General features: G+C 65.7%; 26 protein-coding genes. 11 read left to right on the top strand and 15 right to left on the bottom strand.

The genetic code is table 11. From position 1 onward, the window contains the following. Window positions 1-22 precede the first annotated feature (22 nt). Window positions 23-496, bottom strand: a complete 474-nt coding sequence (locus ACIGJG_RS26790; protein WP_220630241.1) for an Lrp/AsnC family transcriptional regulator — start codon at window positions 494-496, stop codon at window positions 23-25. Between the two features lie 410 nt (window positions 497-906). Between ACIGJG_RS26790 and hppD the strand changes: the two genes are divergently transcribed. The 8 genes from hppD (at window position 907) to ACIGJG_RS26750 (ending at window position 10,853) form a co-directional block, all read left to right on the top strand. After that, window positions 907-1,986: a 4-hydroxyphenylpyruvate dioxygenase gene (gene hppD / locus ACIGJG_RS26785; protein WP_011300617.1), complete on the top strand. Its 1,080-nt coding sequence runs from the start codon at window positions 907-909 to the stop codon at window positions 1,984-1,986. 140 nt (window positions 1,987-2,126) lie between these two features. Beyond that, on the top strand, window positions 2,127-3,512 hold the full coding sequence (locus ACIGJG_RS26780) for an amino acid permease (protein WP_140950630.1): 1,386 nt from the start codon (window positions 2,127-2,129) through the stop codon (window positions 3,510-3,512). Between the two features lie 120 nt (window positions 3,513-3,632). Further along, the gene (locus ACIGJG_RS26775; RefSeq protein ID WP_483673347.1) at window positions 3,633-4,832 is read left to right on the top strand and encodes an amino acid aminotransferase; all 1,200 of its coding nucleotides are present in this window, start codon (window positions 3,633-3,635) and stop codon (window positions 4,830-4,832) included. A gap of 232 nt (window positions 4,833-5,064) precedes the next feature. Next, window positions 5,065-5,859, top strand: coding sequence for an SDR family NAD(P)-dependent oxidoreductase (locus tag ACIGJG_RS26770; RefSeq protein ID WP_483673346.1), 795 nt, complete (start codon window positions 5,065-5,067; stop codon window positions 5,857-5,859). A gap of 171 nt (window positions 5,860-6,030) precedes the next feature. Continuing rightward, window positions 6,031-6,705 carry a (2Fe-2S)-binding protein gene (locus ACIGJG_RS26765; protein WP_011300621.1) on the top strand — a complete coding sequence of 225 codons (675 nt, stop codon included), beginning with the start codon at window positions 6,031-6,033 and terminating at the stop codon, window positions 6,703-6,705. Between the two features lie 9 nt (window positions 6,706-6,714). Beyond that, window positions 6,715-7,704: an FAD binding domain-containing protein gene (locus tag ACIGJG_RS26760; protein WP_220630240.1), complete on the top strand. Its 990-nt coding sequence runs from the start codon at window positions 6,715-6,717 to the stop codon at window positions 7,702-7,704. After that, window positions 7,701-9,914, top strand: coding sequence for a xanthine dehydrogenase family protein molybdopterin-binding subunit (locus ACIGJG_RS26755; RefSeq protein WP_483673345.1), 2,214 nt, complete (start codon window positions 7,701-7,703; stop codon window positions 9,912-9,914). Before ACIGJG_RS26760 ends, ACIGJG_RS26755 begins: the two co-directional genes overlap by 4 nt. Before the next feature lie 99 nt (window positions 9,915-10,013). After that, the gene (locus ACIGJG_RS26750) at window positions 10,014-10,853 is read left to right on the top strand and encodes a MipA/OmpV family protein (RefSeq protein ID WP_041680231.1); all 840 of its coding nucleotides are present in this window, start codon (window positions 10,014-10,016) and stop codon (window positions 10,851-10,853) included. Window positions 10,854-10,929: 76 nt separating this feature from the next. Here ACIGJG_RS26750 and ACIGJG_RS26745 read toward each other — a convergent pair whose 3' ends face one another. Then, a complete protein-coding gene (locus ACIGJG_RS26745) occupies window positions 10,930-11,112 on the bottom strand; it encodes a hypothetical protein (protein WP_011300625.1) in 183 nt (60 codons plus the stop codon). 271 nt (window positions 11,113-11,383) lie between these two features. On the opposite strand from ACIGJG_RS26745, the gene ACIGJG_RS26740 reads away from it, so the two are divergent. The 3 genes from ACIGJG_RS26740 to ACIGJG_RS26730 all read left to right on the top strand — a co-directional run bounded on the left by ACIGJG_RS26740 (window position 11,384) and on the right by ACIGJG_RS26730 (window position 13,414). After that, window positions 11,384-11,884, top strand: a complete 501-nt coding sequence (locus ACIGJG_RS26740) for a hypothetical protein (RefSeq protein WP_483673344.1) — start codon at window positions 11,384-11,386, stop codon at window positions 11,882-11,884. A gap of 150 nt (window positions 11,885-12,034) precedes the next feature. Beyond that, window positions 12,035-12,364 carry a DUF3175 domain-containing protein gene (locus ACIGJG_RS26735; RefSeq protein ID WP_011300627.1) on the top strand — a complete coding sequence of 110 codons (330 nt, stop codon included), beginning with the start codon at window positions 12,035-12,037 and terminating at the stop codon, window positions 12,362-12,364. 18 nt (window positions 12,365-12,382) lie between these two features. Continuing rightward, complete coding sequence (locus ACIGJG_RS26730; protein ID WP_220630235.1) at window positions 12,383-13,414, top strand: class I fructose-bisphosphate aldolase; 1,032 nt, start codon at window positions 12,383-12,385, stop codon at window positions 13,412-13,414. A gap of 20 nt (window positions 13,415-13,434) precedes the next feature. Here ACIGJG_RS26730 and ACIGJG_RS26725 read toward each other — a convergent pair whose 3' ends face one another. The 13 genes from ACIGJG_RS26725 to imuA form a co-directional block, all read right to left on the bottom strand. Further along, window positions 13,435-13,968, bottom strand: a complete 534-nt coding sequence (locus tag ACIGJG_RS26725; protein ID WP_220630234.1) for a cytochrome b/b6 domain-containing protein — start codon at window positions 13,966-13,968, stop codon at window positions 13,435-13,437. 31 nt (window positions 13,969-13,999) lie between these two features. Further along, the gene (locus ACIGJG_RS26720; protein ID WP_011300630.1) at window positions 14,000-14,266 is read right to left on the bottom strand and encodes a PepSY domain-containing protein; all 267 of its coding nucleotides are present in this window, start codon (window positions 14,264-14,266) and stop codon (window positions 14,000-14,002) included. Window positions 14,267-14,418: 152 nt separating this feature from the next. Then, the gene (locus ACIGJG_RS26715) at window positions 14,419-14,898 is read right to left on the bottom strand and encodes a nuclear transport factor 2 family protein (protein WP_140950634.1); all 480 of its coding nucleotides are present in this window, start codon (window positions 14,896-14,898) and stop codon (window positions 14,419-14,421) included. Window positions 14,899-14,907: 9 nt separating this feature from the next. Continuing rightward, entirely contained in the window at window positions 14,908-15,501 is a 594-nt protein-coding gene (locus tag ACIGJG_RS26710; protein ID WP_483673343.1) for a TetR/AcrR family transcriptional regulator, read from the bottom strand. 142 nt (window positions 15,502-15,643) lie between these two features. Continuing rightward, a complete protein-coding gene (locus ACIGJG_RS26705; RefSeq protein WP_011300633.1) occupies window positions 15,644-16,411 on the bottom strand; it encodes an IclR family transcriptional regulator in 768 nt (255 codons plus the stop codon). 44 nt (window positions 16,412-16,455) lie between these two features. Then, window positions 16,456-17,613 carry a CaiB/BaiF CoA transferase family protein gene (locus ACIGJG_RS26700; RefSeq protein WP_011300634.1) on the bottom strand — a complete coding sequence of 386 codons (1,158 nt, stop codon included), beginning with the start codon at window positions 17,611-17,613 and terminating at the stop codon, window positions 16,456-16,458. A 13-nt stretch (window positions 17,614-17,626) separates the two neighbouring features. Next, on the bottom strand, window positions 17,627-18,793 hold the full coding sequence (locus ACIGJG_RS26695) for an acyl-CoA dehydrogenase family protein (protein ID WP_011300635.1): 1,167 nt from the start codon (window positions 18,791-18,793) through the stop codon (window positions 17,627-17,629). 21 nt (window positions 18,794-18,814) lie between these two features. Beyond that, window positions 18,815-19,795 (bottom strand): Bug family tripartite tricarboxylate transporter substrate binding protein, encoded by a 981-nt coding sequence (locus tag ACIGJG_RS26690; RefSeq protein WP_011300636.1) that lies wholly within the window; start codon window positions 19,793-19,795, stop codon window positions 18,815-18,817. A gap of 85 nt (window positions 19,796-19,880) precedes the next feature. Beyond that, the gene (locus ACIGJG_RS26685; protein WP_011300637.1) at window positions 19,881-20,270 is read right to left on the bottom strand and encodes a cupin domain-containing protein; all 390 of its coding nucleotides are present in this window, start codon (window positions 20,268-20,270) and stop codon (window positions 19,881-19,883) included. A gap of 126 nt (window positions 20,271-20,396) precedes the next feature. Next, entirely contained in the window at window positions 20,397-20,990 is a 594-nt protein-coding gene (locus tag ACIGJG_RS26680) for a uracil-DNA glycosylase family protein (RefSeq protein WP_011300638.1), read from the bottom strand. A 68-nt stretch (window positions 20,991-21,058) separates the two neighbouring features. Continuing rightward, window positions 21,059-24,391: an error-prone DNA polymerase gene (locus ACIGJG_RS26675; RefSeq protein ID WP_483673342.1), complete on the bottom strand. Its 3,333-nt coding sequence runs from the start codon at window positions 24,389-24,391 to the stop codon at window positions 21,059-21,061. Further along, the gene (locus ACIGJG_RS26670; protein ID WP_011300640.1) at window positions 24,388-25,974 is read right to left on the bottom strand and encodes a Y-family DNA polymerase; all 1,587 of its coding nucleotides are present in this window, start codon (window positions 25,972-25,974) and stop codon (window positions 24,388-24,390) included. The genes ACIGJG_RS26675 and ACIGJG_RS26670 overlap by 4 nt, the downstream gene beginning before the upstream one ends. Continuing rightward, window positions 25,907-26,779, bottom strand: coding sequence for a translesion DNA synthesis-associated protein ImuA (gene imuA, locus ACIGJG_RS26665; RefSeq protein ID WP_041680232.1), 873 nt, complete (start codon window positions 26,777-26,779; stop codon window positions 25,907-25,909). The genes ACIGJG_RS26670 and imuA overlap by 68 nt, the downstream gene beginning before the upstream one ends. Window positions 26,780-26,927: the final 148 nt, after the last annotated feature.

The raw sequence follows: 26,927 nt of genomic DNA, 5'->3' as shown, positions 1-26,927 counted from the left end.
CAGTACCGGCAATAGCCCCGCCTTACATATCGAGCGGCACGGCGCTGGTGCACTTGATCTCGTCCAGGCACACGCTTGACTTCACGCCGCTCACGCCCGGAATGCGCATCAGCGTGTCGAGCAGGAAGTCCGACAGCGACTTCAGGTCCTTGGCGACGACCTTCAGCACGTAGTCGATATCGCCCGTCACAGAGAAGCACTCCTGGATCTGCGCGAGTTCCGCCACCAGGCTCTTGAAGTTCGACAGGTCGCGGATATGGCCGCGTTCCATGGTCACGTGGATAAAGGCCACCACGCCAAGGCCGAGCGCCGCGGCATCGAGCCGCGCCTCGTAGCGCTTGATGATGCCGCTCTCCTCCAGGCGGCGGTGGCGTCGCAAAGTCTGTGCCGGCGACAGCGCAATCGCTTCGGCCAGTTCCAGGTTGGAAGCCCTGCCTTGCTCCTGCAAAACGCCCAGCAGGCGCCGATCCGTACGGTCCAGCTCAATGGCTTGCACTTTTGTTTCCCCTAAGCAAGTTTTTGCACAATCCGATTTCGTAATTCAGGGTTTCCCTGCGTCATTAATGAAATCCAATTTTGTCGGCCAGAATATACACTGCATCCCAGATTGGCAATGCCGATGAGGACCCGCAGAGACTTCCAGCGGTTGCCAGAGCGCGCCGCAGGTCAGGATCGCGGCGCACGGTTCGCAATATTATTTCCCGGCCACCCGGCCGGTACAGCAAGCGCCCCATGACCACCTGCCTGCCGTCTCCGCTGCCTGCCGATCGCCAAAGCGACGTCTGCCGACACGACGCCCGGCCGCTGCTCCCGGCGCTTGCCCGCCTTCCCTGATTCCACGCCGCCACGCGGCACTCCGCGCGGCGCGTGAGATCGAAATACTTACCTTCCCCTGTGAGACACACCATGGCCGACCTCTTTGACAACCCGATGCAACTGATGGGCTTCGAATTCGTCGAATTCGCCTCGCCCACCCCCAATGTGCTCGAGCCGCTGTTCGAGAAGATGGGTTTCACGCTGGTCGCCCGCCACCGTTCCAAGGACGTGCTGCTGTATCGCCAGGGCGAGGTCAACTTCATCGTCAACCGCGAGCCCCACAGCCACGCCGCCTACTTCGCCGCCGAGCACGGCCCGAGCGCCTGCGGCATGGCGTTCCGCGTGAAGGATTCGCACAAGGCCTATGCCCGCGCGCTGGAACTGGGCGCGCAGCCGGTTGAAATCCCGACCGGGCCGATGGAACTGCGCCTGCCCGCGATCAAGGGCATCGGCGGCGCGCCGCTGTACCTGATCGACCGCTTCGAGGAAGGCAAGTCGATCTATGACATCGACTTCGAATTCATCGAAGGCGTGGACCGCCACCCCGTGGGCCACGGCCTGAAGCTGGTCGACCACCTGACGCACAACGTCTACCGTGGCCGCATGGCCTACTGGGCCAACTTCTACGAGAAGCTGTTCAACTTCCGGGAAATCCGCTACTTCGACATCAAGGGCGAATACACCGGCCTGACCTCCAAGGCCATGACCGCGCCGGATGGCAAGATCCGCATTCCGCTGAACGAAGAGTCGTCGAAGGGCGCGGGCCAGATCGAGGAATTCCTGATGGCCTTCAACGGCGAGGGCATCCAGCACATCGCCTTCCTGACGGACAACCTGATCGAAGTCATCGACAACCTGCAGCTCGCCGGCGTCGAACTGATGACCGCGCCGAACGACTACTACTACCAGGCCCTGGAAAATCGCCTGCCGGGCCACGGCCAGCCGGTGGACCAGCTCAAGGCCCGCGGCATCCTGCTGGACGGCACCACCGAAGGCGGCAAGCCGCGCCTGCTGCTGCAGATCTTTTCGAAGACCGTGCTCGGCCCGGTGTTCTTCGAATACATCCAGCGCAGCGGCGACGACGGCTTCGGCGAAGGCAACTTCAAGGCGCTGTTCGAGTCGCTGGAACGCGACCAGATCGAGCGCGGCACCCTCAAGGTCGAAGCCTGATCCGGCTCTGACCGTCACCGTCGCCGGGCGCGGTACCCCGTTCCCGGCGGTCTTCAAGGCCCAGGCGTCCCACCCTCCTCACATTAAGAGACGCCAGGCTCCGCATGCCATTCCATAAGAGTGGGTAGAGGAAACAATTCATGGTTGAAAGCAATAATGACGGCACGCTGAAGCGTGGCCTCAAGAACCGGCACATCCAGCTGATCGCGCTCGGCGGCGCGATCGGCACCGGGCTGTTCCTGGGCATCGCCCAGACCATCAAGATGGCCGGCCCCTCGGTGCTGCTCGGCTACGCGGTAGCGGGCATCGTGGCGTTCTTCATCATGCGCCAGCTCGGCGAGATGGTCGTCGATGAACCCGTGGCGGGCTCGTTCAGCTACTTCGCCAACAAGTACTGTGGCCACTTCGCCGGCTTCATGTCGGGCTGGAACTACTGGGTGCTGTACATCCTGGTCAGCATGGCCGAGCTGTCGGCGGTCGGTATCTACGTACAGTACTGGTGGCCCGGCATCCCGACCTGGATCTCGGCGCTGGCGTTCTTCCTGATCATCAACGCGATCAACCTGTCGAGCGTGAAGTCCTTCGGCGAGATGGAGTTCTGGTTCTCGATCGTCAAGGTCGTCGCCATCATCGGCATGATCGGCTTCGGCGGCTACCTGCTGATGTCCGGTAATGCCGGTCCGCAGGCCAGCATCACGAACCTGTGGCAGCACGGCGGCTTCTTCCCGAACGGCCTGGGCGGCCTGGTCATGGCCATGGCGGTGATCATGTTCTCGTTCGGCGGACTGGAGCTTGTCGGCATCACGGCGGCGGAAGCAGATCAACCGGAAAAGAGCATCCCGAAGGCGACCAACCAGGTCATCTACCGTATCCTGATTTTCTACGTTGGCGCGCTGGCCGTGCTGCTGTCGCTGTACCCGTGGGAAAACGTCGTGACCGGCGGCAGCCCGTTCGTGCTGATCTTCCATGCGCTGAACAGCAACTGGGTCGCCAATGTGCTGAACGTTGTCGTGCTGACGGCCGCGCTGTCGGTCTATAACAGCGGCGTGTACTGCAACAGCCGCATGCTGTTCGGCTTGGCCCAGCAGGGCAATGCGCCGAAGTCGCTGCTCAAGGTCAGCAAGCGCGGCATTCCGCTGACGGCGCTGGGCGTGTCGGCGGCGGCCACCGGCCTGTGTGTGCTGATCAACTACTTCATGCCGGGCAAGGCGTTTGAACTGCTGATGGGCCTGGTGGTTTCGGCCCTGATCATCAACTGGGCCATGATCAGCATCATTCACCTGAAGTTCCGCGCCGACAAGCGCAAGGCTGGTCAGGAAACGCGCTTCAAGAGCTTCGGCTACCCGCTCACGAACTACCTGTGCCTGGCTTTCCTGGGCGGCATCCTGGTCGTGATGTACCTGACCGATGGCCTGCGCATCTCGGTGTACCTGATCCCGGTGTGGCTGGCGGTTCTGGGCATCAGCTACCGCCTGCGGCAGAAGAATGCCGTGCCGGCCCTGCAGGGCAGCGTCTCGGCCCAGTAAGCCTCCCGGCGGCGCGTTCACGACGCTTCATGGCGCGCCGCCGGTTACACTTCAGTCTGTGCGCCCGGTGCAAGGCCTGCGGCGCGCTCCCAGCCCCGACTCCAGAATCCTGAGAATCCCATGTTTGCACATATCGAGGCCTTTCCTGGCGACCCGATCCTTTCGCTCAACGAAGACTTCCAGAAGGACCCGCGCACCGACAAGGTCAACCTGAGCATCGGCATCTATTTCGACGACGAAGGCCGGCTGCCGGTCATGGAAGCTGTCGAAAAGGCCGAGGCCGCGCTGCTGGCCGACATGGGCCCGCGCCCCTACCTGCCGATGTCGGGCCTGGTGGCCTACCGCAATGCCGTGCAGGCGCTGGTGTTCGGCGAGGACAGCGCGGCCCGCGCGACCGGCCGCGTCGCCACGCTGCAGACGCTGGGCGGCTCGGGCGCGCTGCGCGTGGGTGCCGATTTTCTGAAGCGCTACTTCCCGCAGTCGCAGGTGTGGATCAGCGACCCGAGCTGGGAAAACCACCGCGTGGTGTTCGAGCGCGCGGGCTTCACCGTCAACACGTATCCGTACTACGACGATGCCACCGGCGGCCTGAAGTTCGACGCCATGGTCCATGCGATCAGCAAGCTGCCCAAGCAGAGCATCGTCCTGCTGCACGCGTGTTGCCACAACCCGACCGGCGTGGACCTGAACCAGGACCAGTGGCGCCAGCTGATCGGCGTGCTGAAGGCCAAGGAACTGCTGCCGTTCGTCGACATGGCCTACCAGGGCTTTGGCGAAGGCCTGGACGAAGACGCGTTCGCCATCCGCGAGCTGGACCGCCAGGGCGTGCCGTGCCTGGTCGCGAACTCGTTCTCGAAGAACTTCTCGCTGTATGGCGAGCGTTGCGGCGGCCTGAGCGTGGTGTGCAACAGCGCGGCCGAAGCGGCCAATGTGCTGGGCCAGCTGACCGGTGCCGTGCGCGCCAACTACAGCAACCCGCCGACGCACGGCGCGCGCGTGGTGGCCAAGGTGCTGACCACGCCCGAACTGCGCACGCTGTGGCAGCAGGAACTGGCCGCGATGTGCAACCGCATCACCCGCATGCGCGAGGCCATCCACCACCACCTGCGCGACCACGTCAGCGGCGAAGCGCTGTCGCGCTACCTGACCCAGCGCGGTATGTTCACGTACACCGGCCTCACCGCGGAGCAGGCCGACCGCCTGCGCGAAGACCACGGCGTGTACCTGTTGCGCTCGGGCCGCATGTGCGTCGCCGGTCTCAATGAACGCAATGTGACCGTGGTGGCCAAGGCCATCGCCGCGGTGCTCGGCGGCAGGTAAGCCGCGCGCCACAACGCGGTCCGGGCACTCCCCCGGACCGCGCTTTTCTTTCGCCCGTCCCTTCCCTTCCTCTGCGCGGTTCAGCGCGCTCCCTTCGCCACCGCTTCTGCACACGTCGCCCGTTCGTAGTACAAACGCAGGGTCGGCGGGCAGTGGCACGTCGCGTGCCGGCTACGCCATTCCGTGAAGTGCCTGCCCCTGATGCAGGCAAACCATCCTGAAGGGTATCGCCATGAACATTGATCTGTCGGGCAAGACCGCCCTGGTTTCGGGCTCCACTGCAGGTATCGGCTTCGCCACCGCGCGCGGCCTCGCACAAGCCGGCGCGCGCGTCGTCCTCAACGGCCGCAAGGCGGATGCACTGGCGAAGGCGGCGGACACGCTGCGCGCAGAGGCGCTGGACGCGGACCTGATTCCCTTCGCGGGCGATCTGGCCACGCAGCAAGGCGTGGATGCGCTGCTCGCGCAGGTACCGGCGGTCGATATTCTGGTCAACAACCTCGGCATCTTCAATCCGCAGGACTTCTTCGAAACGCGCGACAGCGAATGGACGCGGTTCTTCGAAACCAATGTGATGTCAGGGGTGCGCCTGTCCCGCGCCTATGCGCCGGGCATGGTGCAGCGCAAGTGGGGCCGCATCGTGTTCATCTCCTCCGAATCGGGGCTCAACATTCCGGTCGAGATGATCCACTACGGTTTCTCCAAGACCGCGCAACTCGCGGTCTCGCGCGGGCTGGCTAAACGGCTGGCTGGCACCGGCGTGACAGTGAACGCCGTACTGCCCGGGCCGACGCTGTCCGAAGGCGTCGAGGAAATGCTTGCTGACGAAGTCAGGCGCACCGGCAAGCCCGTGGAGGAAGTGGCCGCCGATTTCGTCAGGACCCATCGCAGCACATCCATCATCCAGCGTGCGGCGACCGTCGACGAGGTGGCCAATATGGTCGTCTATGTGTGCTCGAAGCAGGCATCCGCGACCACGGGCGCCGCGCTGCGCGTCGATGGCGGCGTGGTCGACACCATCGCGTAATCGCATGAACGAAGCTGTCGTAATTTCTACATGTGTGCTGAAAATTTGAGGCACGCAACGTAGCATGTGCGTGGCGCGGGTGCTCCCGCGCCATCGGCACCGATCTTGCTCGCTCTGGCGCAACAGCGCAGGCGCAAGCCGTCGTGGCAGTGCGCCGCGAAAGGATCGCGCATGCCCCATCACCATCCAGACGGCCCGGACCGCCCGACCCGGCGCCGCTTCCTGCAATCCGCCGCGCTGACAGCGTCGGCGGCCGCGCTGCCCGCTGCCTATGCGGCCGAGCAACCCGCCGCGTCCGCCCCGGCTCAGGTGCCGCCGCCCGTGCCCGCCAGGCCAGTCCGGTTGCATATCAACGGCAAGGAATACGCCCTGTCGCTGGAACCGCGCGTGACGCTGCTCGACGCGCTGCGCGAGGTGGTCGGCCTGACCGGCGCCAAGAAAGGCTGTGACCATGGCCAGTGCGGCGCATGCACCGTACTCAGCGATGGCCGGCGCATCAATGCCTGCCTGACGCTTGCAGTCATGCAGGAAGGCCGCCACATCACCACGATCGAAGGGCTCGCCGATGGCGAAACCCTGCATCCCATGCAGGCCGCGTTTGTCGCACGCGACGCACTGCAGTGCGGCTTCTGCACGCCGGGCCAGATCTGCTCGGCGGTCGGGATGCTCGCGGAAGCACGGGCCGGCGCTGCCAGCACCGTGCAACCTCCACCTGCTGCGTTGCCGCAGTCGCTCAGCGACGCAGAGATCCGCGAGCGCATGAGCGGCAATATCTGCCGCTGCGGCGCCTACCAGAATATCGTGGCCGCGGTGCGCGATGCCACTGGCGCGATGCGCCGCAGCTGAGGCGCAACGATGACCCCGTTCACTTATCACCGTGCCACTACCGTGGAGGAAGCGCTGCAGCTGGGCCGCCAGCCCGGCACCCGCTATATCGGCGGCGGCACCAACCTGCTCGATCTCGCCAAGGCAGGCGTGGAGCACCCAATACATCTCGTCGATGTCGGATGGCTGCCGCTTGCCACGATCGAATCGCTTTCCGATGGCGGCGTGCGCATCGGCGCCACGGCCAGCAATACCGACACCGCCAACCACGCGCTGATCCGCGAGCGCTACCCGCTGTTGTCGCAGGCGCTGCTTGCCGGGGCTTCCGGCCAGCTGCGCAATATGGCGACAGTAGCCGGCAACCTGATGCAGCGCACGCGCTGCCACTATTTCTACGACACCGGCTTCAGCGCGTGCAACAAGCGTGCGCCGGGATCGGGGTGCGGGGCGCTGCAGGGCGTGCATCGCATGCATGCCATCCTTGGCGCGAGCGAGCATTGCATCGCCGTCAACCCTTCCGACATGAGCGTGGCACTGGCCGCGCTGGAAGCCGTTGTCGTGGTGCGCAGCGATGGCGGCGAACGCCGCATCGCGATCGCTGACTTCCACCGCCTGCCGGGCAACACGCCGCAGTTCGACACGGTGCTGCGGCCCGGCGAAATGATCGTCGCGGTAGACCTGCCGCCGTCGCGGCTGGCAGGACATTGCCATTACCTCAAGGTCCGTGACCGCGCGAGCTATGCGTTTGCACTGGTGTCCGTGGCCGCGGCGCTGGAACTCGATGGCAGGAACGTACGCAGCGCAAGACTGGCGCTGGGCGGTGTCGCACACAAGCCATGGCGCGTGCCGGCGGCCGAGCAAGTCCTGGTGGGACGCCCGCTCAGCACCCCAGCCGCCAGCGAAGCGGCACGCCTGCTGCTGGACGGCGCGCGGCCGCTTCCCAATAACGCCTACAAGCTCACCCTGGCGCAGCATGCCGTGGTGCGCGCGCTGGGCATCGCAGCCGGAGGCCTGGCATGAACGTGATCGGCGCCCCGCTAGACCGCACCGACGGTGCCCTCAAGGTCACCGGCCGCGCACGCTATGCCGCGGACAATCCGCTGCCCGGACTATTGCACGCGGTACTGGTGACCAGCACCGTTGCCAGCGGTGATATCGCGTCCATGGATACTGCCGTAGCCGAGCGCATGCCCGGCGTACGCAAGGTGATGACGCCGTTCAACGCGCCGCGGCTGCCGCAGGCCGGCAAGGCCGCAGCGGGCAAGCCACCGGCCGGGCGCGTACTGAACCTGCTGCAGGAGACGGAAGTCCACTACAACAACCAGCCGTTGGCCGTGGTCGTTGCCGATACGCTGGAACAGGCGCGCGACGCCGCTGCGCATATCGTCATCCGCTACAGGACGAAGACGCCGGTGCTCGACTTCGCCGCGGCCCGCGCGAGCGCGTACAAGCCCAAGGAAGCCAAGGATGAGCCGGCGGACAGCTCGCGCGGCGACATGTCCGCCACCGACGGCGCGGCGGCGCGCCTCGACGCCACCTACTCCACGCCACTTGAAACCCACAACCCGATGGAGCCGCACGCCACGGTTGCGGCCTGGCAAGGCGACATGCTCACGCTGTACGATGCCACGCAGTACGTGAGCGGCGTGCGCAAGACCGTCGCGCAAACCCTGGGCGTGCAGCCATCGAACGTGCGGGTGGTCTGCCCCTTCGTTGGCGGTGGCTTTGGCTGCAAGGGCTCGACGTGGTCGCACGTGGTGCTCGCCGCCATGGCCGCGCGCGAAGCCGGGCATCCGGTCAAGCTGGTGCTGGACCGCCCGCAGATGTTCGGCCCCGTGGGCGGACGGCCACGCACCGAGCAACATGTCGTACTGGCCGCGCGCGCCGACGGCACGCTTACCAGCATGCGCCACGAGGTGACGGCCTGCACCTCGTTCATGGAAGACTGGCTGGAACCGTGTGCGCTACTCACGCGCATGCTGTATGCCGTACCGAACCAGCAGACCAGCCACCGCCTGCTCAAGCTGAACATCGGTACGCCGACCTTCATGCGCGCGCCTGGCGAGGCGTCGGGCAGCTTTGCGCTCGAATGCGCGATGGATGAGCTGGCGTACAAGCTTGGCATGGACCCGGTTGCGCTGCGGTTGTGCAACTACGCCGACGCGGATCCCGGCAAGGAACTGCCATTCTCGAGCAAGTCGCTGCGGGAGTGCTACCGCGACGCTGCCGCGCGCTTTGGCTGGGCGCAGCGCAATCCGGCACCGCGTTCCATGCGAACTGAAGATGGCCGGCTCGTCGGCATGGGCATGGCCACGACGACCTATCCTGCCAACCGCTCGGCCGCCAGCGCACTGGCGCGCATCCTGCCTGACGGCACGGCGCTGGTGCAGTCGGGCTCGCAAGATCTGGGAACAGGCACCTTCACCGTGATGACGCAGGTTGCTGCCGACGCCCTGGGCCTGCCACCGGACAAGGTCCGCTTCGAGCTCGGCGACACCAATTTCCCCGAAGCCCCGGTATCGGGTGGATCGCAATCGGTCGCCAGCGTCGCCCCTGCGGTGCAGGCGGCATGCATGGCGGCGCGGCTGGCGCTGGTGAAGCTGGCCGTTGCGGACGCGGCCTCGCCGCTATCCGGCGCGCCGCCCGAGGATGTCGATGTCGTCGACGGCTGGCTGCAGCGGCGGTCCGAGCCATCGCGCCGCGAACCCGTGGCGGCGCCCATTGCGCGGCGCGGCGGCCAGCCTGTCGAAGCGCGCATGAGTGCGCGGCCTGGCGACGAGCGCAAAAAATTCTCGATGCACAGCTTTGGCGCGGTGTTCGCGGAAGTCCACGTCGACCCGCACCTGGGCGAGATCCGCATGCAGCGCATCGTGGCCAGCTATGGCGTGGGGCGGCTGCTGAACCGCAAGACGGCCCACAGCCAGCTCATGGGAGGTATCGTATGGGGCCTGAGCATGGCGCTGCACGAGCAGTCCGAACTGGATCTGGTTAGCGGCCGTATCGCCAATGGCAACCTGGCCGAATATCATGTGCCGGTCAACGCTGATGTCGGCGCTATCGACATTGCGGTGCTGGACGAGGATGATCCGCATATCAACGTGCTTGGCACCAAGGGCATCGGCGAGATCGGCATTGTCGGCGTGGCCGCGGCGCTGGCCAACGCGGTGTATCACGCAACGGGAAAACGCATCCGCGATTTGCCGCTGACGGTCGACAAGCTGGTCGCCTGAAGCGCAATAGCCAGCAGTAGCCCGCAGTAGCCAAAATGAACAACGAAGAAACGGGAGAACCCATTGTCAGAGCCGCAAACCTTCAGTCCTACGGGCCGCTTGCGCACACGCCGCGCAAAGCCATGGCTGTTCGGGCTGTGCGCGCTTGCAGCAGCGCCGGCCTGGGCGCAAACGCCGGCGCCGCTGGCCGAATGGCAGTTTTCGGCCGGCATACCGCTCGAAAAGCTGTTCGAGGACACCATTCCGGACTGGGAAGTCCGCCTCGGTGGCGCGGCCATGGTGCGGCCGCGCTACGACGGTTCATCAAACTACATCGTGGTGGGCGGCCCCAGCATCGATATCCGCTATCGCGATATTGCGTTTGCCTCGATCGGCGAAGGTCTCGGCGTCAATGTGCTGCGCGGCAAGAACTGGCGTGCAGGCATTGCGCTCTCCTATAACCTCGGCAGGCGCGCCAAGGAGACGTCGCCGCTGCTCGATGGCATGGAGAACATCAATCCGGCGCCCGAAGCGAAGCTGTTCGCTGAATATGCGGTGTCGAAGGAATTCCCGCTGGTGATGCGTGTCGACGCGCGCCGCAGCCTGGGCGGCTCCGACGGCTGGATCGGCGACATTGGCGCCTACATGCCCATGCCGGGCAGCTCCGAGAAGTTCTTCTGGTTCGCGGGCCCGACGATGACACTCGCCGACTCGCGGTACATGAATGCGTGGTACGGCGTGAGCGCCTCGCAGGCGCGACCGGGACGGCCGCAATTCAGCCCGTCTGGCGGCGTACGCTCCTATGGATTCGGCGTCAGCGCGGTCTGGTTCTTCGACAAGCACTGGTTTGCCACGACCGACGTGGCCGTCATGCAACTGGTTGGTGACGCGAAGCGCAGCCCGCTCACGCAGAGCTCGACAAACGGCGTGTTCGACGTGTCGGTCAACTATCAGTTCTGAGCCACAGACCGATAAAAAAGACGCGGCACGGCCTCCCATCGAGGCGGTGCCGCGCGATAGCCCATCCTGGCGACGCTTACTGTGCTGCGGCCTTGTCAGGCATTGCCTTCTTGGTGTGCTTCTGCGCGTGCGTCTTGTCCTTGTGGGCGCTCTTCTGCACCTTGGCGGGTTCCTTCGACTCTGGCGCGGCGGCAGGCGCTTGCGCATACGCTCCAGCGGCGAACAGGCCCAGGGTCAGGATGGCAAGTACTTTCTTCATTGTCGGTCTCCCGGAAGGACGCGCGATATTGCGCGTTGCCTGTAAAAACGCGGGGCGCGCACGCGCTGTTGACGCGTCCCGCGTGGGACTGTGTAACCGATTATTTCTGCCAGATATCAAGATTGCGATGCCGCAAATCTAAGTCAATGTGACTTAAAGCTCGCAGCGCCCTGCCGATAAAGGAAGCATCCCGATATTCAAGAATCGTACGAACGTGGCCCCCCGTGACGTGCGGCAATCCGCTAGTTAATCCGTCAACCGGAGAACCACCATGAGTACGATCGAAGCCACTACGGCAAGCCCGCTTATCCCGCTCACCCAGGATGCCACCCTCCCCGCGAGCGCCGATGACGTGGCGGCAGCCACCAGCAGCGATGCCACCGGCATGCCGGGCATCGCCGCCGCGCGACCAAGCTCCGAAGTCCATATCTCGATGTCGGGCAACGCCCTGTCTGGCACGCGCGGCGCTAAGGAGACTGCCTCCAAGGACAGCGACATCGACAACAGCAACCTGCCCGACAACGTCAAGAAGCTGATCAAGCGCATGCGCGAGCTGCGCGAGAAGCTGGAGCAGAAAGCGCAGGAACTGCAGGAGCTCAGCCACAGCACGGCCGGCAGTCCCGAGCAGCGCCGCATGCGGATGGAAGCGCTGCGCGCCGAAGTCGGCGCGCTGACGGCTGCCATGAACAAGGTCGGCGCCGACCTTGCTCAGGCCACGCGCAAGTTCACCAGCGACGAGAAGAAGGTGGTGGGCAGCCTGGTGATGGGCTGACCCATCGCCTCGCCGCACTGATTGCCAGCGTTTAACCTGCATCGCAGGCTCTCGGATGTGACCGCTCTTGGACAAAGGTGCGGTCCGCCACCGCCACCGTTTCCGAAATCGCCTAGTCTGAAAAACAGGCACTTATCCCGGGGATGAACAGTGGCAGCCGCCCGATCCGCACGACAAACCAGCAAGCATCGCCGCCACGGCCGCCATGTGCGCCGCTGGTCAAAGCAGGTAAGCGAACGCAGTGACTCGCTCGACCTCGAACCTGACATATTCAAGCACACCGACCCGAAAGAGATTGCCGCTTCGCTGAAGCGCTCGGCCGAACACAGCCGCCGGCGCAAAGGCACGGCGTACCAGTCGGCGATGTCGATGCTCAACTTCTACATCAACCGCGCGGGCCGCAACCTGTCCAAGACGCAGCGCGCCACGTTGCAGCGCGCCAAGGGCAAGCTGCGCGAGGCGTTCGGCCGCACCGCGTGACCGCAGAGAGGAGAATCCATGGATACCGCAAGCGAATTGCAGGCCACGATCCGGACAATGGTGCAGCCGGGCAAGGGATTGCTCGCCGCCGATGAGAGCGGCCCGACCATCGCCAAGCGCTTCACCACGATCGGCGTGGAATCGAACGAAGAGAACCGCCGCGCGTGGCGCAGCCTGTTGCTGTCCACACCAGGGCTTGGCGCGCATATCAGCGGTGTGATCCTGTATGAGGAAACGCTGGGCCAGCGCGCCGACGACGGCACGCCGCTGCCCGAGCTTTGCGCGCGCCAGGGCATCGTGCCCGGCATCAAGGTGGACAAGGGAAAGGTTCCACTCGTGAATGCGCCCGGTGACGAGATCACCGAAGGTCTGGACGGACTGCCAAAGCGACTGGAGGCCTACCGCCAGCAAGGCGCGCGCTTTGCAAAGTGGCGCGCGGTGTTCAACGTGTCGGACACGCTGCCGAGCGCGCTGGCGGTGCAGGCCAATGCGCAGGTGCTCGCCGCGTATGCGGCAATCTGCCAGGCGTCAGGCATCGTGCCGATCGTGGAACCCGAGGTGCTGATGGATGGCGATCATGGGCTGGCGCGCTCCGCTGCGGTGACGGAGCGCGTGCTCCATGCGGTGTTTCACGCGTTGCATCGCTATGGGGTCGTGCTCGAACACATGGTGCTCAAGCCGAGCATGGTCATCGCAGGCAAGAAAAGCGCGCAGCAAACATCCGTGCAAGACGTCGCGACCGAAACGGTGCGCGTGCTGAAGCGCACGGTCCCCGGCGCGGTACCCGGCATCTTCTTCCTGTCCGGCGGACAGACACCGGAACAGGCGACAGCAAACCTGGATGCCATGAACCGGCTGGGTCCGCTGCCGTGGCCGCTGAGCTTTTCCTACGGGCGCGCGCTGCAGGAGCCGCCGCTGGCGGCATGGCGCGGGCAGGCCGCAAATGTCGGGAAGGCGCAGCAGGCGCTGCTGCAAAGGTCGCTTCTTAACGGCCAGGCGTGTCAGGGACAGTACGAGGCAGCGCAGGAATCGATGGAAAAAGTGGGGTAAGCCACGGAGGCGGCCAGCGGCTAGGCGTCAGGGCCCCGCCGCTTGCGCCCCGTCACCATGGCCAGCACAAGGTTCTCCTTGCCCGCCACGCTGAACACGATGGCGGCCAGCACGTGCAGCACGATCAGCGCCGTCAGCATATCGGCAAGCACGGCGTGGATATCGACTGGCCAGTCTTCGCCCCAGAGTGCATCGAGCCGCGACATCCAGCCCGTGACGGCAAGCGCGAGGATCAGCGCCCACATCAGCAGCATTATGACGGCGCCGAGCGGCGTGTGGCTCAGGAAGCGTGGCGCGCGGCGCTGCGCGAGCGCCTTCGCGTAGGCGAGCACGCCGGCCGGCCGTGGTACCCATGCGCGGAAACGCGCATGTTCGCTGCCGACAAACCCCCACACGATGCGTAACACCACGAGACCAGCAGCCACATAGCCGAGCATGCGGTGCAGACGGCCGCCGGAATCGTCGATCAGGTTCCAGAAGACGATGGCCGCCACGCTCCAGTGCGTGATGCGCACGGCCACGTCCCAGACGCGGACCGACTCGTGGTCCTGCATGGCGGTACCGGAAACGACGGAACCGTTACTGTTACTTCTCGATCTCCGACTTCACGATCTCCAGGCTCTTGGTATCGAAGTAGATCTCTGCCTTCTTGCCTTCCTTGGTGGTGCCGTAAATCTCGTAGCAGTTGCCATCGACCTTGAACTTCTTGATGACATAGCCCTGCGCCTCGATCTTGGCGCGCGCGTCGGCTTCCTTCATCCACTCGGCCTTGGGATGCGCTACGCATTTGGCACTGGCGAGCGCACCGGTGGAAAACGCGGCGGCCACGGCGAAAGCAAGGATCTTGAACATGGAAATCTCCGGCATAGGCGCCCGGTATGGGCGGCGACGGACTAATCGTAACCTGAAACGGGAACCATTCTCAATACCGGGTTTCCCTATGTTGCCTGAAACTGATTTCTGTCCGCCGCCTCGCTCGGCCGGGTACTGAGCAGGAACCCCCCTCAGAGCCCCAGATCCGACAGCCCCGGATGATCATCCGGACGGCGGCCGAGCGGCCAGCGGAACTTGCGCTCCGACTCCTTGATGGGCATGTCGTTGATGCAGGCGTAGCGATTAACCATCAGGCCATCGTCACTGAATTCCCAGTTCTCGTTGCCATACGAGCGAAACCAGTTGCCCGAATCATCGTGCCATTCATAGGCATAGCGCACCGCGATGCGATTGCCGCCGAAGGCCCACAGTTCCTTGATGAGCCGGTAGTCGAGTTCCTTCTTCCACTTGCGCTCCAGGAACGCGCGCGCCTCGTCGCGGCCATTGGCGAACTCGGCGCGGTTGCGCCAGCGCGTGTCGAGACTGTAGGCAAGAGACACCTTCGCGGCATCGCGCGTGTTCCAGCCATCTTCGGCAAGACGGACCTTCTCGATGGCGGATTCGCGTGTGAACGGCGGAAGTGGCGGACGGGTTTCGGCGTTGGAAGACATGGGAGCACCTCAGTGGTGGGAGGAAGATGGCCCGTTGGCGGACCGGGAAGCTTCGAGCAGCAGGGCCGCGGCCCTGCCGGCACTGTCGGCGGCACTGACATCGCCGCTGACCAGCGCGACGGCAGTGGCGCCGTCGATCAATACAAGCAGTTGCCGCGCGGTTTCCTTCGAATCGGGCAGGCCGCACGCCTGTGTGAGTTCGTTCAGGTAGTCCAGTAACCGCTGCTTGTGGAACCGCGACACGGCGCGGATCTCGCTGTCCGGATCTTCCGTCTCGCCTGCCGCATTGATGAAGGCGCAGCCGTGGAACCCCTCTGATTCGAACCATTGCCGCAGCGTCGGGAAGATCGACATCACGCGCTCAAATGGATCGTCCGTGGGCGGCGTCGAACGGATGAACCATGCCATCCAGCGCGCATCGCGGTGCAGCAACGCTGCCGCGACCAGCGCTTCCTTGGCGGGATAGAGCCGGTAGATGCTTTTGCGGGCCACACCCGACGCTTTGACGATGGCGTCCATGCCGGTGGCGTGGATACCGCCGGAATAGATAAGTTGCTCGGTGGCTTCGAGCAGTCGGGCTTCGATGGAGGATTCGTCGGACATAGTGGCAACTCCAAGGAGAACGATCGTTCTCCGATAGAAACAATGGTAGAACGATCATTCTCCGGTGTCAACGGGAAATTATCGGCAAACCAAGTGCGGCGGGTGACCGCCTCTCAACTGGAATATTCAGGAATACGGAGAGCTATGTCCGCAAGGCGTCTTGCCCGCGCAGCAAGGCGGCGACAATGGGGTCCACACTGGACTCCACCCGGTGAATCGGCCCGGCCACCGACATCCCGTACACAGCGCCCCCGATTTCAACAGGCACAGCAATCGCCCCCAGGTCCGGGAATGATTCACCGAAGTTCGGATACCAGCCCTGCTGCTGCCACATTGCAATCTCGCGCTCCAGCGCCTCGCGTGAGGCCACGGTGCGCCCGGTGCGGGGTTGGAACGAGACCTTCGCCAACGCGGCATCGCGCGCGGCGTCCGTCATGGCACCAAGGATTGCGCGGCCGATCGAATTGATATGCACGTCGCGCAATTCACCCGGCGTCGCGGTATAGCGCACCGGGTTCTGTGATTCACGCACTTCCAGGTACAGCACGCGCCCGTCGTCCTGCAGCTTGCCGAAGATCACGGTTTCTCCGGTCGCGTCGCGCAGGGTTTCGAGCACGGGCTGCACGCGTTCGAGCAGCGGGTCGTTGCGCGAGATGCGCTGGGCGATATTGAGCAGCCGGCTGGTCGGATAGTAGCCCTGCCGCCGTCCGGTCTCGTAGAGATAGCCGAGCGATGCGAGCGTGCGGATCAGGCCGAGGCAGCTCGACATCGGCGCGCCGAGCAGCTTCGCGAGTTCCGTCAGTGTGAGCGAGCGCCCTTCGCGCGCGTAGATCTCCATGATCTCGATCACGCGCAGCGCCGTCTTCACGCTGGCCTGCCCTGCCTTGTCGCCCGTCTCGGATTCCGCCATCTCCTGTTCCTGTCAGCCTTGCCGTGCGCGGATTGTACGCGTCTTCAAGCCTCGTCCGACGACGGCAGCCCTTGCGCCCACGATCGGATATTGCCTGGCGTGCGCGAGAAACGCGTCGGGATGCCGATACCGCGCAGCTGTCCCTCGGTCGGATGCTCGTACTCGAACACCATGCCGGTCGCGCGCAGGTGCGGGTCCTGCACCACGTCTTCGAGCGCCGGCACCTCGCTGTGCGGGATATCGGCGTCGGCCAGCAGCGCGAGCCATTCCGCGGTGGTCTTGCGGCTGACGATGTCGGCCAGCGTTGCGTACAGCTCGTTGATATTGGCGCTGCGCGCGGCCGGGTCGATATAGCGTGGATCCTCCGCCAGCTCCGGGTGGCCGGACAGCGCGAAGAAGCGCGCCCACTGCGGCGTGGTGTACGGCAGCAGCGCGATATGGCCGTCCAGCGTGCGGTAGGGCTTGCGGTGTGGCGACATCACGCGCGGATACCCGCATGCACCCTGCTCCGGCACGAACGTGTGTCCGGCAAGCTGTTCCGGGGCGAGGAACGACACCAGCGTCTCGAACATCGGCACCTCGATGGCCTGTCCCTGCCCCGAACGCTCGCGCTCGTACAGCGCCATCGGAATCGCATAGGCCACCGTCAGGCCGGCGACCTTGTCGGCCAGGATGGTGTTGACGTACTGCGGACCATCGCTGCTGTTCGCGCCCTGGAACTGCGCCAGGCCACTGCGCGCCTGGATGATGTCGTCGAACGCGGGCATGCCGGCGTAAGGACCGGTTTCCGAGTAGCCGTAGGCACCGCAGTAGATCAACCGCGGATTCGACGTCCGCAGCGATTCATAATCGAGCCCGAGCTTGCGCAGCGATTGCGGCCGCACGTTCGAGATGAACACATCCGCGCCCGCGATCAGGTCCTTGAGCCGGGCCAGGTCTTCCGCGCGCTTCACGTCGAGCACCATGAACTGCTTGTTGCGGTTCAGGTTCAGGAACGTGGCGCCCATGCCGGGATGCAGCGCAGGTTCGGCGTGGCGGAAGACATCCCCTGCGGGCGCCTCCACCTTGATCACCTCGGCGCCCATATCGCCAAGGATCTGCGTCGCGTACGGCCCCATACCGACCGAGGTCATATCGACCACGCGCACGCCCGCGAGCGGTCCGGTGGCCTTGGGCGTTGTGCCCGCGTTCGGCATCGTCATCGCTATCCCTCGCTCAGTACGACTTCGGCAAGCCCAGCACGCGCTCGGCGATAAAGCACATGATGAGCTGCGGGCTCACCGGCGCGATGCGCGGGATATACGACTCGCGCAGCAACCGCTCCACGCGGTATTCGCGCGAATAGCCCATGCCGCCAAGCGTCAGGATGGCAGTCTGGCAAGCATTGTGGCCAGCTTCGGCTGCGAGGTATTTGGCAGTGTTGGCCTCGGCGCCGCAGGACTCGCCCGCGTCGTAGCGCGCGGCAGCCTTCAACATCATCAGGTTGGCCGCTTCAAGCTGCATCCACGCCTGTGCGAGCGGGTGCTGCACGCCCTGGTTCATGCCGATAGGCCGGCCGAACACCACGCGCTCCTTTGCATACTGCGTAGCAATGGCCAGCGCCGCGCGGCCCAGGCCAATGGCCTCGGCGGCGATCAGGATGCGCTCGGGGTTCAGGCCGTGCAGGATGTACTCGAAGCCACGCCCTTCCTCGCCGATACGGTCTTCCTCGGGGATGAACAGGTCGTCGATGAACAGCATATTGGTATCGACGGCCGAGCGGCCCATCTTGTCGATCTCGCGGATTTCGATCTTGCTGCGGTCGACCTTCGTATAGAACAGCGACAGGCCTTCGGTCGGCTTCTTCACCGATTCGAGCGGCGTGGTGCGCGCCAGCAGCAGCATGCGGTCCGCGACCTGAGCGGTGGAGATCCAGATCTTGCGTCCCGTCACCGAATAGCCGCCCTCCACCTTGCGCGCGAAGGTCTTGAGCTTGGTGGTGTCGAGGCCCGCGTCGGGCTCGGTCACGCCAAAGCAGGCCTTCTCCTTGCCGGCGATCAGCGGCGGCAGGAAGCGCGCCTTTTGCTCGTCGGTGCCGAACACCACCACCGGGTTCAGGCCGAACACGTTCATGTGCACCGCCGAAGCGCCGCTCATGCCCGCGCCGGACTCCGAGATGGTCTGCATAACGAGGGCTGCTTCCAGGATGCCCAGACCCGCACCGCCATACTGTTCCGGCATGGCAACGCCGAGCCAGCCGCCTTCGCACAGCGTCTTGTAGAACTCGTGCGGATAGGTGTGGGAGACGTCCAGCTTGTTCCAGTATTCCATGTCGAACTGGCCGCAGACCTGCTGCACGGCTTCAACGATCGACTGCTGTTCGGCGGAGAGATCGAAATTCATATCGGTGTTCCTTGTGCTTTCTTATTCCGGCTGGATTCCCGCATCCTTCACCAGACGCGACCACTTCTGCAGTTCCGCCGTGACAAACTGGCCCAGCTCGGCCGGCGTGCTGCCGAACGGCTCGAAGCCGAAGGCATGAAACTGCGGCGCGTATTGCTTGTTGGAGGCAATGGCGACCAGCTCGTGATTCAGGTGCTCGACCACCGGCGCGGGCGTGCCTGCCGGCGCGAACACGCCATTCCAGGACGTGATATCGAAGCCCTTGAACTCGGGCTCACTTGCCAGTGGCGGCAGGTCTGGCAGCAGCGCGCTGCGCTGCGCGGTGGTCACGGCCAGCGCGCGCAGCTTGCCGGCCTTGACGTTGGCGATGCCCGCTGCGAAGTCGACGAACATCACCTGCACCTGGCCGCCGATCACATCGGTCATGGCCGGGGGCGTGCTCTTGTACGGCACGTGCAGCATCTTGAGCCCCGCCATCTTCGACATCGTCGCGCCGGCCACGATGCCGGTGCTGTTGCCGCTCGCATAGGACATGCCCGGATGCGCCTTGGCATACGCGACAAACTCCGGCAGCGTCTTGACCGGCAGCGTCGGGCTGACCACCAGCATGAACGGCAGGTTGCCCATGCGCGAGACCGGCGTGAAGTCCTTCACCGGGTCATAGCGCAGTTGCTTCATCAGCGACGGATTGGCCGAATGCGTGGTGTTGGTCGTCATGAACAGCGTATAGCCATCGGCCGGCGCCTTGGCGACGAACTCGGCGGCAATGGTGCCGTTGGCGCCGGGCCGGTTGTCGACCACGACCGGCTGCTTGAGCGATTCACCGAGGTACTTGGCCGTCAGCCGTGCCACGGCGTCGGTACCGCTGCCCGCGGCAAACGGCACCACGAGGCGAAGCGGCTTGGTCGGATACGGATCCGCCGCGCCTGCCGGGGAAATCATGGCCATCATGGCACCACAGCCCACCGCCACGGTGAGCAAAGCCTGTTTTGCGAACTTCACGATGCTGGTCTCCAGTTTCAGCGTGTCATTGCCGGTCTGCGGCGCCGGCTGTCTTGACGGGGGATCGGAAGCGTGTACGGCCGCGCTATGCGGGCCGCACGACACGTTCCGGCGATTCTTCGTAAGGCGGGGAATAGATGACGAGGATCTTGGCCGGCTCGTCGCTCACGACGGTGAACACGTGCATGGTGTCCGGCGGGAAGAAGCAGCAATCGCCGGGACCCAGTTCCTTGCTCTGGCCACCTACTTCAGCAATGGCGCGGCCTTCAAGCACATAGCAAACCTGCTCGATACCCGGATGCGCATGCGGCAGCGCGCCCTTGCCCTTCTCGATCGTGCCGTGCAGCACTTCAAGGTGGCGGGCGCCGACGGTTTCGGGGGAGATCAGCCGGCGGTTCAGGGTGCCGGTGTGGTTGGCGGGGTGGTAGCCCGGGGTGTCTTTGGTGGAAACGAAATAGACAGGGGATTGGGGCATTTCTTCGAACAGCCGAATCGGCCGCTATTCATGTGCATGAATTTAAGTTTATCACTATGAATTTACGAGACAAGACCGAAAGCGCCAGTTTGCGGGTTTACACCGGTCACGGGTGCCGGCGAATCATTAACCGCTTAGCGCCATGGCCACCTGCTGGCGCAGCAAGGGCACCACATCTGCTTCGAACCAGGGATTGCGGCGCAGCCACAGGCGGTTGCGCGGGCTCGGATGCGGCAGCGGCAGGAACTGAGGGAGGTAATCGGCATACGCGGCCACCGTGTCGGTCAGCGTCGGCTTGAGCCGCCCTTGGAGGTAATACCCTTGCGCGTAGCGGCCGATCAGCAGCGTAAGCCGGATATGCGGCATGGTGGCAAGCAGCTGCGCATGCCAAAGTGGCGCGCACTCGGTTCGCGGCGGCAGGTCACCGCTCGCACCCTTGCCGGGGTAGCAGAACCCCATCGGCACGATGGCGATCCGGCTGGTGTCGTAGAACTCGTCGGGCGTCATCTGCAGCCAGGCGCGAAGCTGGTCTCCGGACGGATCGTTCCACGGGATGCCGGTGTCATGCACGCGCCGGCCGGGCGCCTGGCCCACAATCAGCAGGCGGGCGGTAGGCGCGGCCCGGACGACCGGCCGCGGTCCGTATGGGAGGTCGCAGGCACGGCAGGCGGTGATGTCGTTGAGGAGGATGTCGAGCGGGGAGCGGCGCTTGGCGGGCAAAGTGAAGTTGGACGGGCTTGCGGGGGGAAGTCTTTCAGTGTAGCCGTGTATGCCGCGTGGCCGTAGCTTCAGTGAAAATCCCGGCTGCCCACCATCAGCCGGCCCATCATCGGACTCAGGTCGATCAGTTCCTGCGCCACCAGATGGCGCACCTCGCCCTGCCGTTGCCAGGTGCCAACCACGCCAAGCAGCGTCGCACCGAGAACCTCCTTGCGTTGCCGCTCGATCAGGTCGGGCCAGAAGATCAGGTTGACAGTGCCGGTTTCATCTTCGATGGTCGCGAAGATGGTGCCGCTCGCGGTGGCCGGCCGCTGGCGTACCGTGACGATGCCGCAGGTGCGCACGCGCCGGCCATTGCGGCAACGGGAAAGCTGTTCGGCGGTGGCGTAGTCCATGGCCTCAAGCTTCGCGCGCAGCAGCGCGAGCGGATGGGACTTGAGCGACAGCCCCGTGCTGGCGTAGTCGGCCGCCACCTCTTCGCCGAGGCGCGGTGCCGGCAACGTCAACTGGCGTTCGATGAGCGGCGCTTCGTGGAGCAGGTCCCGGTGCGCGACCTGCAGCGCGGCGGCGCTGGCCTGCCAGCGCGCCTGGCGCCGGTTGCCGGCGAGTGCCGCCAGCGCGTCGGCGGCCGCCAGCACGTCGATATCGTGCCGATCCAGGCTGGCGCGCAAGGCCAGGTCTTCCACGCTGTCGAACGGACGCTGCGCACGCGCGGCTTCGATGCGCAACGCGGCCGCTTCACGCATGCCCTTGACGCGGCCCAGCCCCATGCGCACCGGCGGCTTGCCGGCGCCAGTCTGGCCGGGCGCAGGCTCCAGCGTGCTGTCCCAGTTGCTGACCGTGACATCGACGGGCAAGACCACCACGCCATGGCGCTGCGCATCCTGCACGAGTTGCGACGGCGAATAGAAACCCATCGGCTGGCTGTTCAGCAGCGCGCACAGGAAGGCCGACGGATGGTGGCACTTGAGCCAGGCGCTGATATAGACCAGCTTGGCAAAACTGGCCGCGTGGCTTTCGGGGAAGCCATATTCGCCGAAGCCCTCGATCTGCTTGCAGATGGCCAGCGCGAACGATTCCGGATACTTGCGCTCGGTCAGCGCCCGGATCAGCGCTTCCTGATGCTGGCGCAAGTCGCCGCGCCGCCGCCAGGCCGCCATCGAGCGGCGCAGCTTGTCGGCCTGCCCCGCCGTGAAGCCGGCCGCGTCGATGGCAAGCTGCATGACCTGTTCCTGGAAAATGGGCACGCCGAGCGTGCGGCCCAACACCTTTTTGATCACGTCGTTGAAATAGACCGGCGGCTTGCCGGTGCGCCGGAACGCTTCGCGCCGCTTCAGGTACGGGTGGACCATGCCGCCCTGGATCGGCCCCGGCCGCACGATGGCCACCTCTACCACGAGGTCGTAATAGACGCGCGGCTGCAGGCGCGGCAGCATCGACTGCTGCGCGCGCGATTCGATCTGGAACACGCCGATAGTGTCTGCGCGGCAGATCATCGCGTAGGTTGCCTTGTCCTCCTTCGGGACGTCTTCCATGCGCGCCGGCACGCCGGCCTCGGCCAGACTCTCGTCCGGATTCGGGATCATCGCGAGCGCTCGGCGGATGGCCGACAGCATCCCGAGCGCCAGCACGTCGACTTTGAGCAGGCCCAGCGATTCCAGATCGTCCTTGTCCCACTGGATCACGCTGCGGTCGGCCATGGCCGCGTTTTCGATCGGCACCAGCCGCGACAGCTTGCCGCGCGCCATCACGAAGCCGCCCACGTGCTGCGAGAGGTGGCGCGGAAAGCCATGCAACTGCGTCGTCAGGCTGGCCCACTGCTGCACCGCCGGCGATTCGCGGTCGAGCCCGTAGCGGCCGATACGGTCCAGGAAGCCCTGCCCGCTCTCCCACCACGCCTGCCCCTTCACCACCTGCTCCACCACGCTGGCGTCGATGCCCAGCGCGCGGCCCACGTCACGCAGCGCGCTGCGCGAGCGGTAGGTGATCAGCGAGGCGGCCAGCGCGGTACGGTCGCGGCCGTACTTGCGGTAGATGTACTGGATGACTTCCTCGCGCCGCTGGTGTTCGAAGTCGACATCGATATCGGGGGGCTCGTCACGCTCGCGCGAGAGGAAGCGCCCGAACAGCAGGTTGGCCTGCTCGGGACTGACTTCGGTGACGTAGAGGCAGTAGCAGACCAGCGAATTGGCCGCGGAGCCACGGCCCTGGCACAGGATGCCTTCCTGGCGTGCAAAGCGCACGATGTCGTGCACGGTCAGGAAAAAATGCTCGTACTGCTTTTCCTCGATCAGTTCCAGTTCGCCTTCGAGCTGCTTCTCCCATTCCGGCTTCAGCCCGTGGGGAAAACGCATGCGCTTGCCTGCCTCCACTTCCTTGCGCAGGTAGCTGATCGGCGTCTCGCCTTTCGGCACAAGCTCCTCGGGATACTCGTAGCGCAGCGTATCGAGCGAGAAATCGCACAGCCCGGCAATCTTCAAGGTCTGCGCCAGCGCCTCGCGCGGATACAGGCGCGACAGTACCTGGCGCATGCGCAGGTGCTGCTCGGCATTGGGCGCCAGCGCCATGCCGCATTCGGGCAGCGGCTTGCCGAGCCGGATCGCGGTCAGCACATCGGACAACGGCTTGCGCGAGCGCACGTGCATGGTCACCGCGCCCGCCGCCACCAGCGGCACGCCGGCCTGCGCCGATACGCTTTCGAGCCGAGCGCGGTGCAGCGCATCGGCGTGGCCCTGCAACTGCTCGAGCGCGATCCATGCGCGTTCGCCGAAGGCCTCGCGGCACCACTGCGCCTGTTCCAGCAACTGCGCCGGATCGGGACAGTAATCGGGCACCAGCAACGCCAGGCAACCCGGCATGCCGCGCAAGTGCTTCTGCTCTTCCTCGGGCGCAGACAGGTCTTCGGGATGCAACTGGTAACTGCCCTTCTGCGCACGCATGCGGCCCAGCGTGATCAGCTCGCACAGGTTGCCGAAGCCTTCACGGTGCTGCGCGATCAGGATCAGCCGCAGCGGCGGCCGCTCCTCCACGCCCTGCACAGTCAGGCTGAAGCGGCTGCCGATGAGCAGCCTGAAGGCATCGGCAGCCGCGGCATGGGCCTTCAGCACATTGAGTTCGCCCTCGTCCTGCGCCTCGGTGGCATCCGCCTCGCAGCGTTTCACCGCATCCGTCAGGCGCTGGCGCAAGGTCTTGATGGCATCGTGCGCGCGCGCGGTGCCGGCCACCGAGCACTCGTCGGTCAGCGCGATGCCACGATAGCCAAGCTGGAAAGCACGCTCGATCAGCTCGACCGGATGCGACGCGCCGGTCAGGAACGTGAAGTTGGAGATGCAGTGCAGCTCCGCGTAGTCGGGCAGCGTGGGCAGCCACGCGGACAGCCCTGACAAATCAGACGGGTTCATGCAAACAACCCATGCAGGAACCAGCGGTATTCGCCGTCGTCCTCGTGCCCGTCGCGCCCCGGATGGCCGGGGCGTTCGCGGTAGACCCAGCAACGCAGGCCATCGGTGCGCTCGGCGATGAAATAGTCGCGCGTGGCCAGCGCGCCGTCCCACCAGCCGGCCTCGATGCGTTCCGGCCGGGTCAGCATGCTCAGTGCTCCGCCGTGGTTCGGGCGATGGTTGCGTACCGGCAGGGGCAGCGGCTGCGGCAACAGCCACAGCGGGCGCTCGGGCATTGGCGGCAGCGGCGCGCCGGACGCCTTGCCCGTGGCCTCGTCGAGCGGACACCAGCGGTTGGCACATTCGGGCCGGTGATCCGCCAGCGGCTGCGGCTGCAGCACGTTATCGCGGCCCAGTCGGGCCACCAGCGTATCGAGCACGCGCCCCAGCTCGGCCGGCGTGCCGCCGGGCTCGGGGAACAGCGCGTCGCTGTGCGGCAGGTGTTCGGCCATGGCCTCCACGCGCAGCGCCAGACCCGTGACTGGGGCGTGGAAATTGAGCTTGTCGAGCTTCTCGCGCAGCAGTCGAGACAAATGCGCGGGATCACGGCTCGGCTGGGCCAGCCCCACGGTCACGGGCGTGCCCACGGTATCGACGCCGAGCCGGTAGCGCTCATGTTCGAGCACGAGCACGCAGCGCGTGACGCCGGCCTGCTGCACCGACAGCCAGCCGGCCAGCGCCAGCAGCAGCCGCTGCGCGCCGGCCAGCACGCCTTCGGCCGATTCGATGCGGCCCGGCAGGTCCATGCGCTGCGCGAACGCGGGCGGTGCGGCAAACCAGGTGAAGCTGGCCGGCGCATCGCCATAGGCTTGATCCAGCCGTGCCAGTAATCCGGGGCCCAGCCGGCGCGCCAGGCCCGCGCGCGGCAGGCGCCGCACCTCGCCCAGCGTGCGGCAGCCGATGCCGTCGAGCCACGCCGGATCCGCAAGCAGGTGCAGCACCTCGACCGGCAAGCGGTCCAGCAGCCGGCCCATGCGCTCGCCCTGCACCGCCCGCCGCGCCGGCCGCACAATGCCGCGCCGGGTGCGCCGCATGGGCTGGCGCGCAAGCCATGCCGCGCCATGGGCCGTGACGCCACTGCCCACCTGCGCAAACGTGCCGAGCTGCCGCACGCACAGGCGTACCGAGCGGCACAGTGCGCGATAGCCGCCGAACAGGCGCAGGCTGGCGGTGACGTCGAGCATCAGCGTGGCTGCTTCCGGGTCTTCATCCAGCGTCACCAGCGGCGTGAAACGGAGCAGCGCCAGCGCCGCCGCATGCAGCAATTCAGCCTCTGCGACCGGGTCACGCTCAAGCTGCACCACCTCGGCCGACAGCGCCTGCACGCCGCCGCGCCGCATGCCGAAGCGCACGCCCAGCGCCATGGCCGGTGTATTGGCGAGAATCACACGTTCGCGCTCCATCACCGCCACTGGCACCGCGTGGTGCAGCGTGCCGATGGCAGAAGATGCCGGGGAGGAAATTGCCGGAACCAGTTCAGGCCAGTTCGGCTGCAGCGCGTCCAGCGACAGGCGCGGCAGATGCACCGCGATCCAGTACGACATGGGCGGAACCTCCCGCGACAACAGATACAGGTGAAACAGCCGGCGCAGGCGCTGCATGGCCACTGCTGCGCCTGGCGGCGTCCATGCCCTCCAGCCGCAGCAGCAGCGGCGCCTCGCGCACCGGCCCGCGCCGCTTGTGAAAGACGATCGACAATTCATTGCCCGGCAGCGGCGACAACAGCAACCGCAGCACCGCCGGCGACGACTCGCGCAGTGCCGCGGCGGGGCGCATGGCCCACACCGCGGCATCGCCGGCCTGCGCCAGCACCTGCAGGCGGCGTACCGCCTCGGGTCGCGCGGCCGGCAGCCACACCAGCACCGCCCCGAACGCCTGGCTGCGCAGCATCTGCTCGGCCGCCCACAGCACATCGGCCTGCTGCGCGTTCTTGCCGGCACCAGCGGCCGCGCGCACCCAGTAAAGCTGCCGCGCCGGCAAACCCGCCGCGGCCAGCCCCATCGCATTGGGGAGGTAAGGCGGCCCCACCAGCCCGATGCGCCGCCCCGCCGCTGCCAGCGCGCGCAGCGCCGGTAGCAGCAGGCGCAACTCGCCCGCCCCGCCCTGCGTGGTCAGCAGCTCCGTCACCCCGCCAACAGGCCAGCCGCCACTGGGCAGTTCGGCCGCCAGTTCGGCATAGCCGGCGGGCCACACCGGCTGGGTGCCCGCGCGGCCAAGCTGTCCGGCGCGCCACAGGCCCGGGTAGCGATGTTCGAGCGCAGCCACAGCCTCCTCCCGGGTTGGTGGAAGTTGCTGGGCAAGCGAAGAGAAAGCGAAGGCCTCCGCGGCGGAGGCTGCGGGTGCGGTCATGTGAGGTTTGAGTCTCGCCGAAGGGGCGAATAAGGTTTTTACGATAACTGTATATTTATACAGTATTCGCGGTTGTGCAAGGGGGAGATGGAATGTGATCAAGCCGCAATGCCGCCCGTACCCGATTTCTCGTCCGAGCCCCGGTTTA

This window comes from Cupriavidus sp. C1SS-2L (assembly GCF_057073735.1).
This window is presented reverse-complemented; position numbering and strand designations above follow the sequence as displayed.

Excerpts from the sequence above, each read along its gene's own strand:
- ACIGJG_RS26745 (WP_011300625.1), bottom strand. The coding sequence starts at position 11,112 with ATGAAGAAAGTACTTGCCATCCTGACCCTGGGCCTGTTCGCCGCTGGA.
- ACIGJG_RS26770 (WP_483673346.1), top strand. The coding sequence starts at position 5,065 with ATGAACATTGATCTGTCGGGCAAGACCGCCCTGGTTTCGGGCTCCACT.
- ACIGJG_RS26670 (WP_011300640.1), bottom strand. The coding sequence starts at position 25,974 with ATGTCGTACTGGATCGCGGTGCATCTGCCGCGCCTGTCGCTGGACGCG.
- ACIGJG_RS26720 (WP_011300630.1), bottom strand. The coding sequence starts at position 14,266 with ATGTTCAAGATCCTTGCTTTCGCCGTGGCCGCCGCGTTTTCCACCGGT.
- ACIGJG_RS26765 (WP_011300621.1), top strand. The coding sequence starts at position 6,031 with ATGCCCCATCACCATCCAGACGGCCCGGACCGCCCGACCCGGCGCCGC.
- ACIGJG_RS26725 (WP_220630234.1), bottom strand. The coding sequence starts at position 13,968 with ATGCAGGACCACGAGTCGGTCCGCGTCTGGGACGTGGCCGTGCGCATC.
- ACIGJG_RS26710 (WP_483673343.1), bottom strand. The coding sequence starts at position 15,501 with ATGTCCGACGAATCCTCCATCGAAGCCCGACTGCTCGAAGCCACCGAG.
- ACIGJG_RS26760 (WP_220630240.1), top strand. The coding sequence starts at position 6,715 with ATGACCCCGTTCACTTATCACCGTGCCACTACCGTGGAGGAAGCGCTG.
- imuA (WP_041680232.1), bottom strand. The coding sequence starts at position 26,779 with ATGACCGCACCCGCAGCCTCCGCCGCGGAGGCCTTCGCTTTCTCTTCG.
- ACIGJG_RS26775 (WP_483673347.1), top strand. The coding sequence starts at position 3,633 with ATGTTTGCACATATCGAGGCCTTTCCTGGCGACCCGATCCTTTCGCTC.
- ACIGJG_RS26705 (WP_011300633.1), bottom strand. The coding sequence starts at position 16,411 with ATGGCGGAATCCGAGACGGGCGACAAGGCAGGGCAGGCCAGCGTGAAG.
- ACIGJG_RS26780 (WP_140950630.1), top strand. The coding sequence starts at position 2,127 with ATGGTTGAAAGCAATAATGACGGCACGCTGAAGCGTGGCCTCAAGAAC.
- hppD (WP_011300617.1), top strand. The coding sequence starts at position 907 with ATGGCCGACCTCTTTGACAACCCGATGCAACTGATGGGCTTCGAATTC.
- ACIGJG_RS26740 (WP_483673344.1), top strand. The coding sequence starts at position 11,384 with ATGAGTACGATCGAAGCCACTACGGCAAGCCCGCTTATCCCGCTCACC.
- ACIGJG_RS26685 (WP_011300637.1), bottom strand. The coding sequence starts at position 20,270 with ATGCCCCAATCCCCTGTCTATTTCGTTTCCACCAAAGACACCCCGGGC.
- ACIGJG_RS26700 (WP_011300634.1), bottom strand. The coding sequence starts at position 17,613 with ATGACGATGCCGAACGCGGGCACAACGCCCAAGGCCACCGGACCGCTC.
- ACIGJG_RS26715 (WP_140950634.1), bottom strand. The coding sequence starts at position 14,898 with ATGTCTTCCAACGCCGAAACCCGTCCGCCACTTCCGCCGTTCACACGC.
- ACIGJG_RS26730 (WP_220630235.1), top strand. The coding sequence starts at position 12,383 with ATGGATACCGCAAGCGAATTGCAGGCCACGATCCGGACAATGGTGCAG.
- ACIGJG_RS26675 (WP_483673342.1), bottom strand. The coding sequence starts at position 24,391 with ATGAACCCGTCTGATTTGTCAGGGCTGTCCGCGTGGCTGCCCACGCTG.
- ACIGJG_RS26695 (WP_011300635.1), bottom strand. The coding sequence starts at position 18,793 with ATGAATTTCGATCTCTCCGCCGAACAGCAGTCGATCGTTGAAGCCGTG.
- ACIGJG_RS26755 (WP_483673345.1), top strand. The coding sequence starts at position 7,701 with ATGAACGTGATCGGCGCCCCGCTAGACCGCACCGACGGTGCCCTCAAG.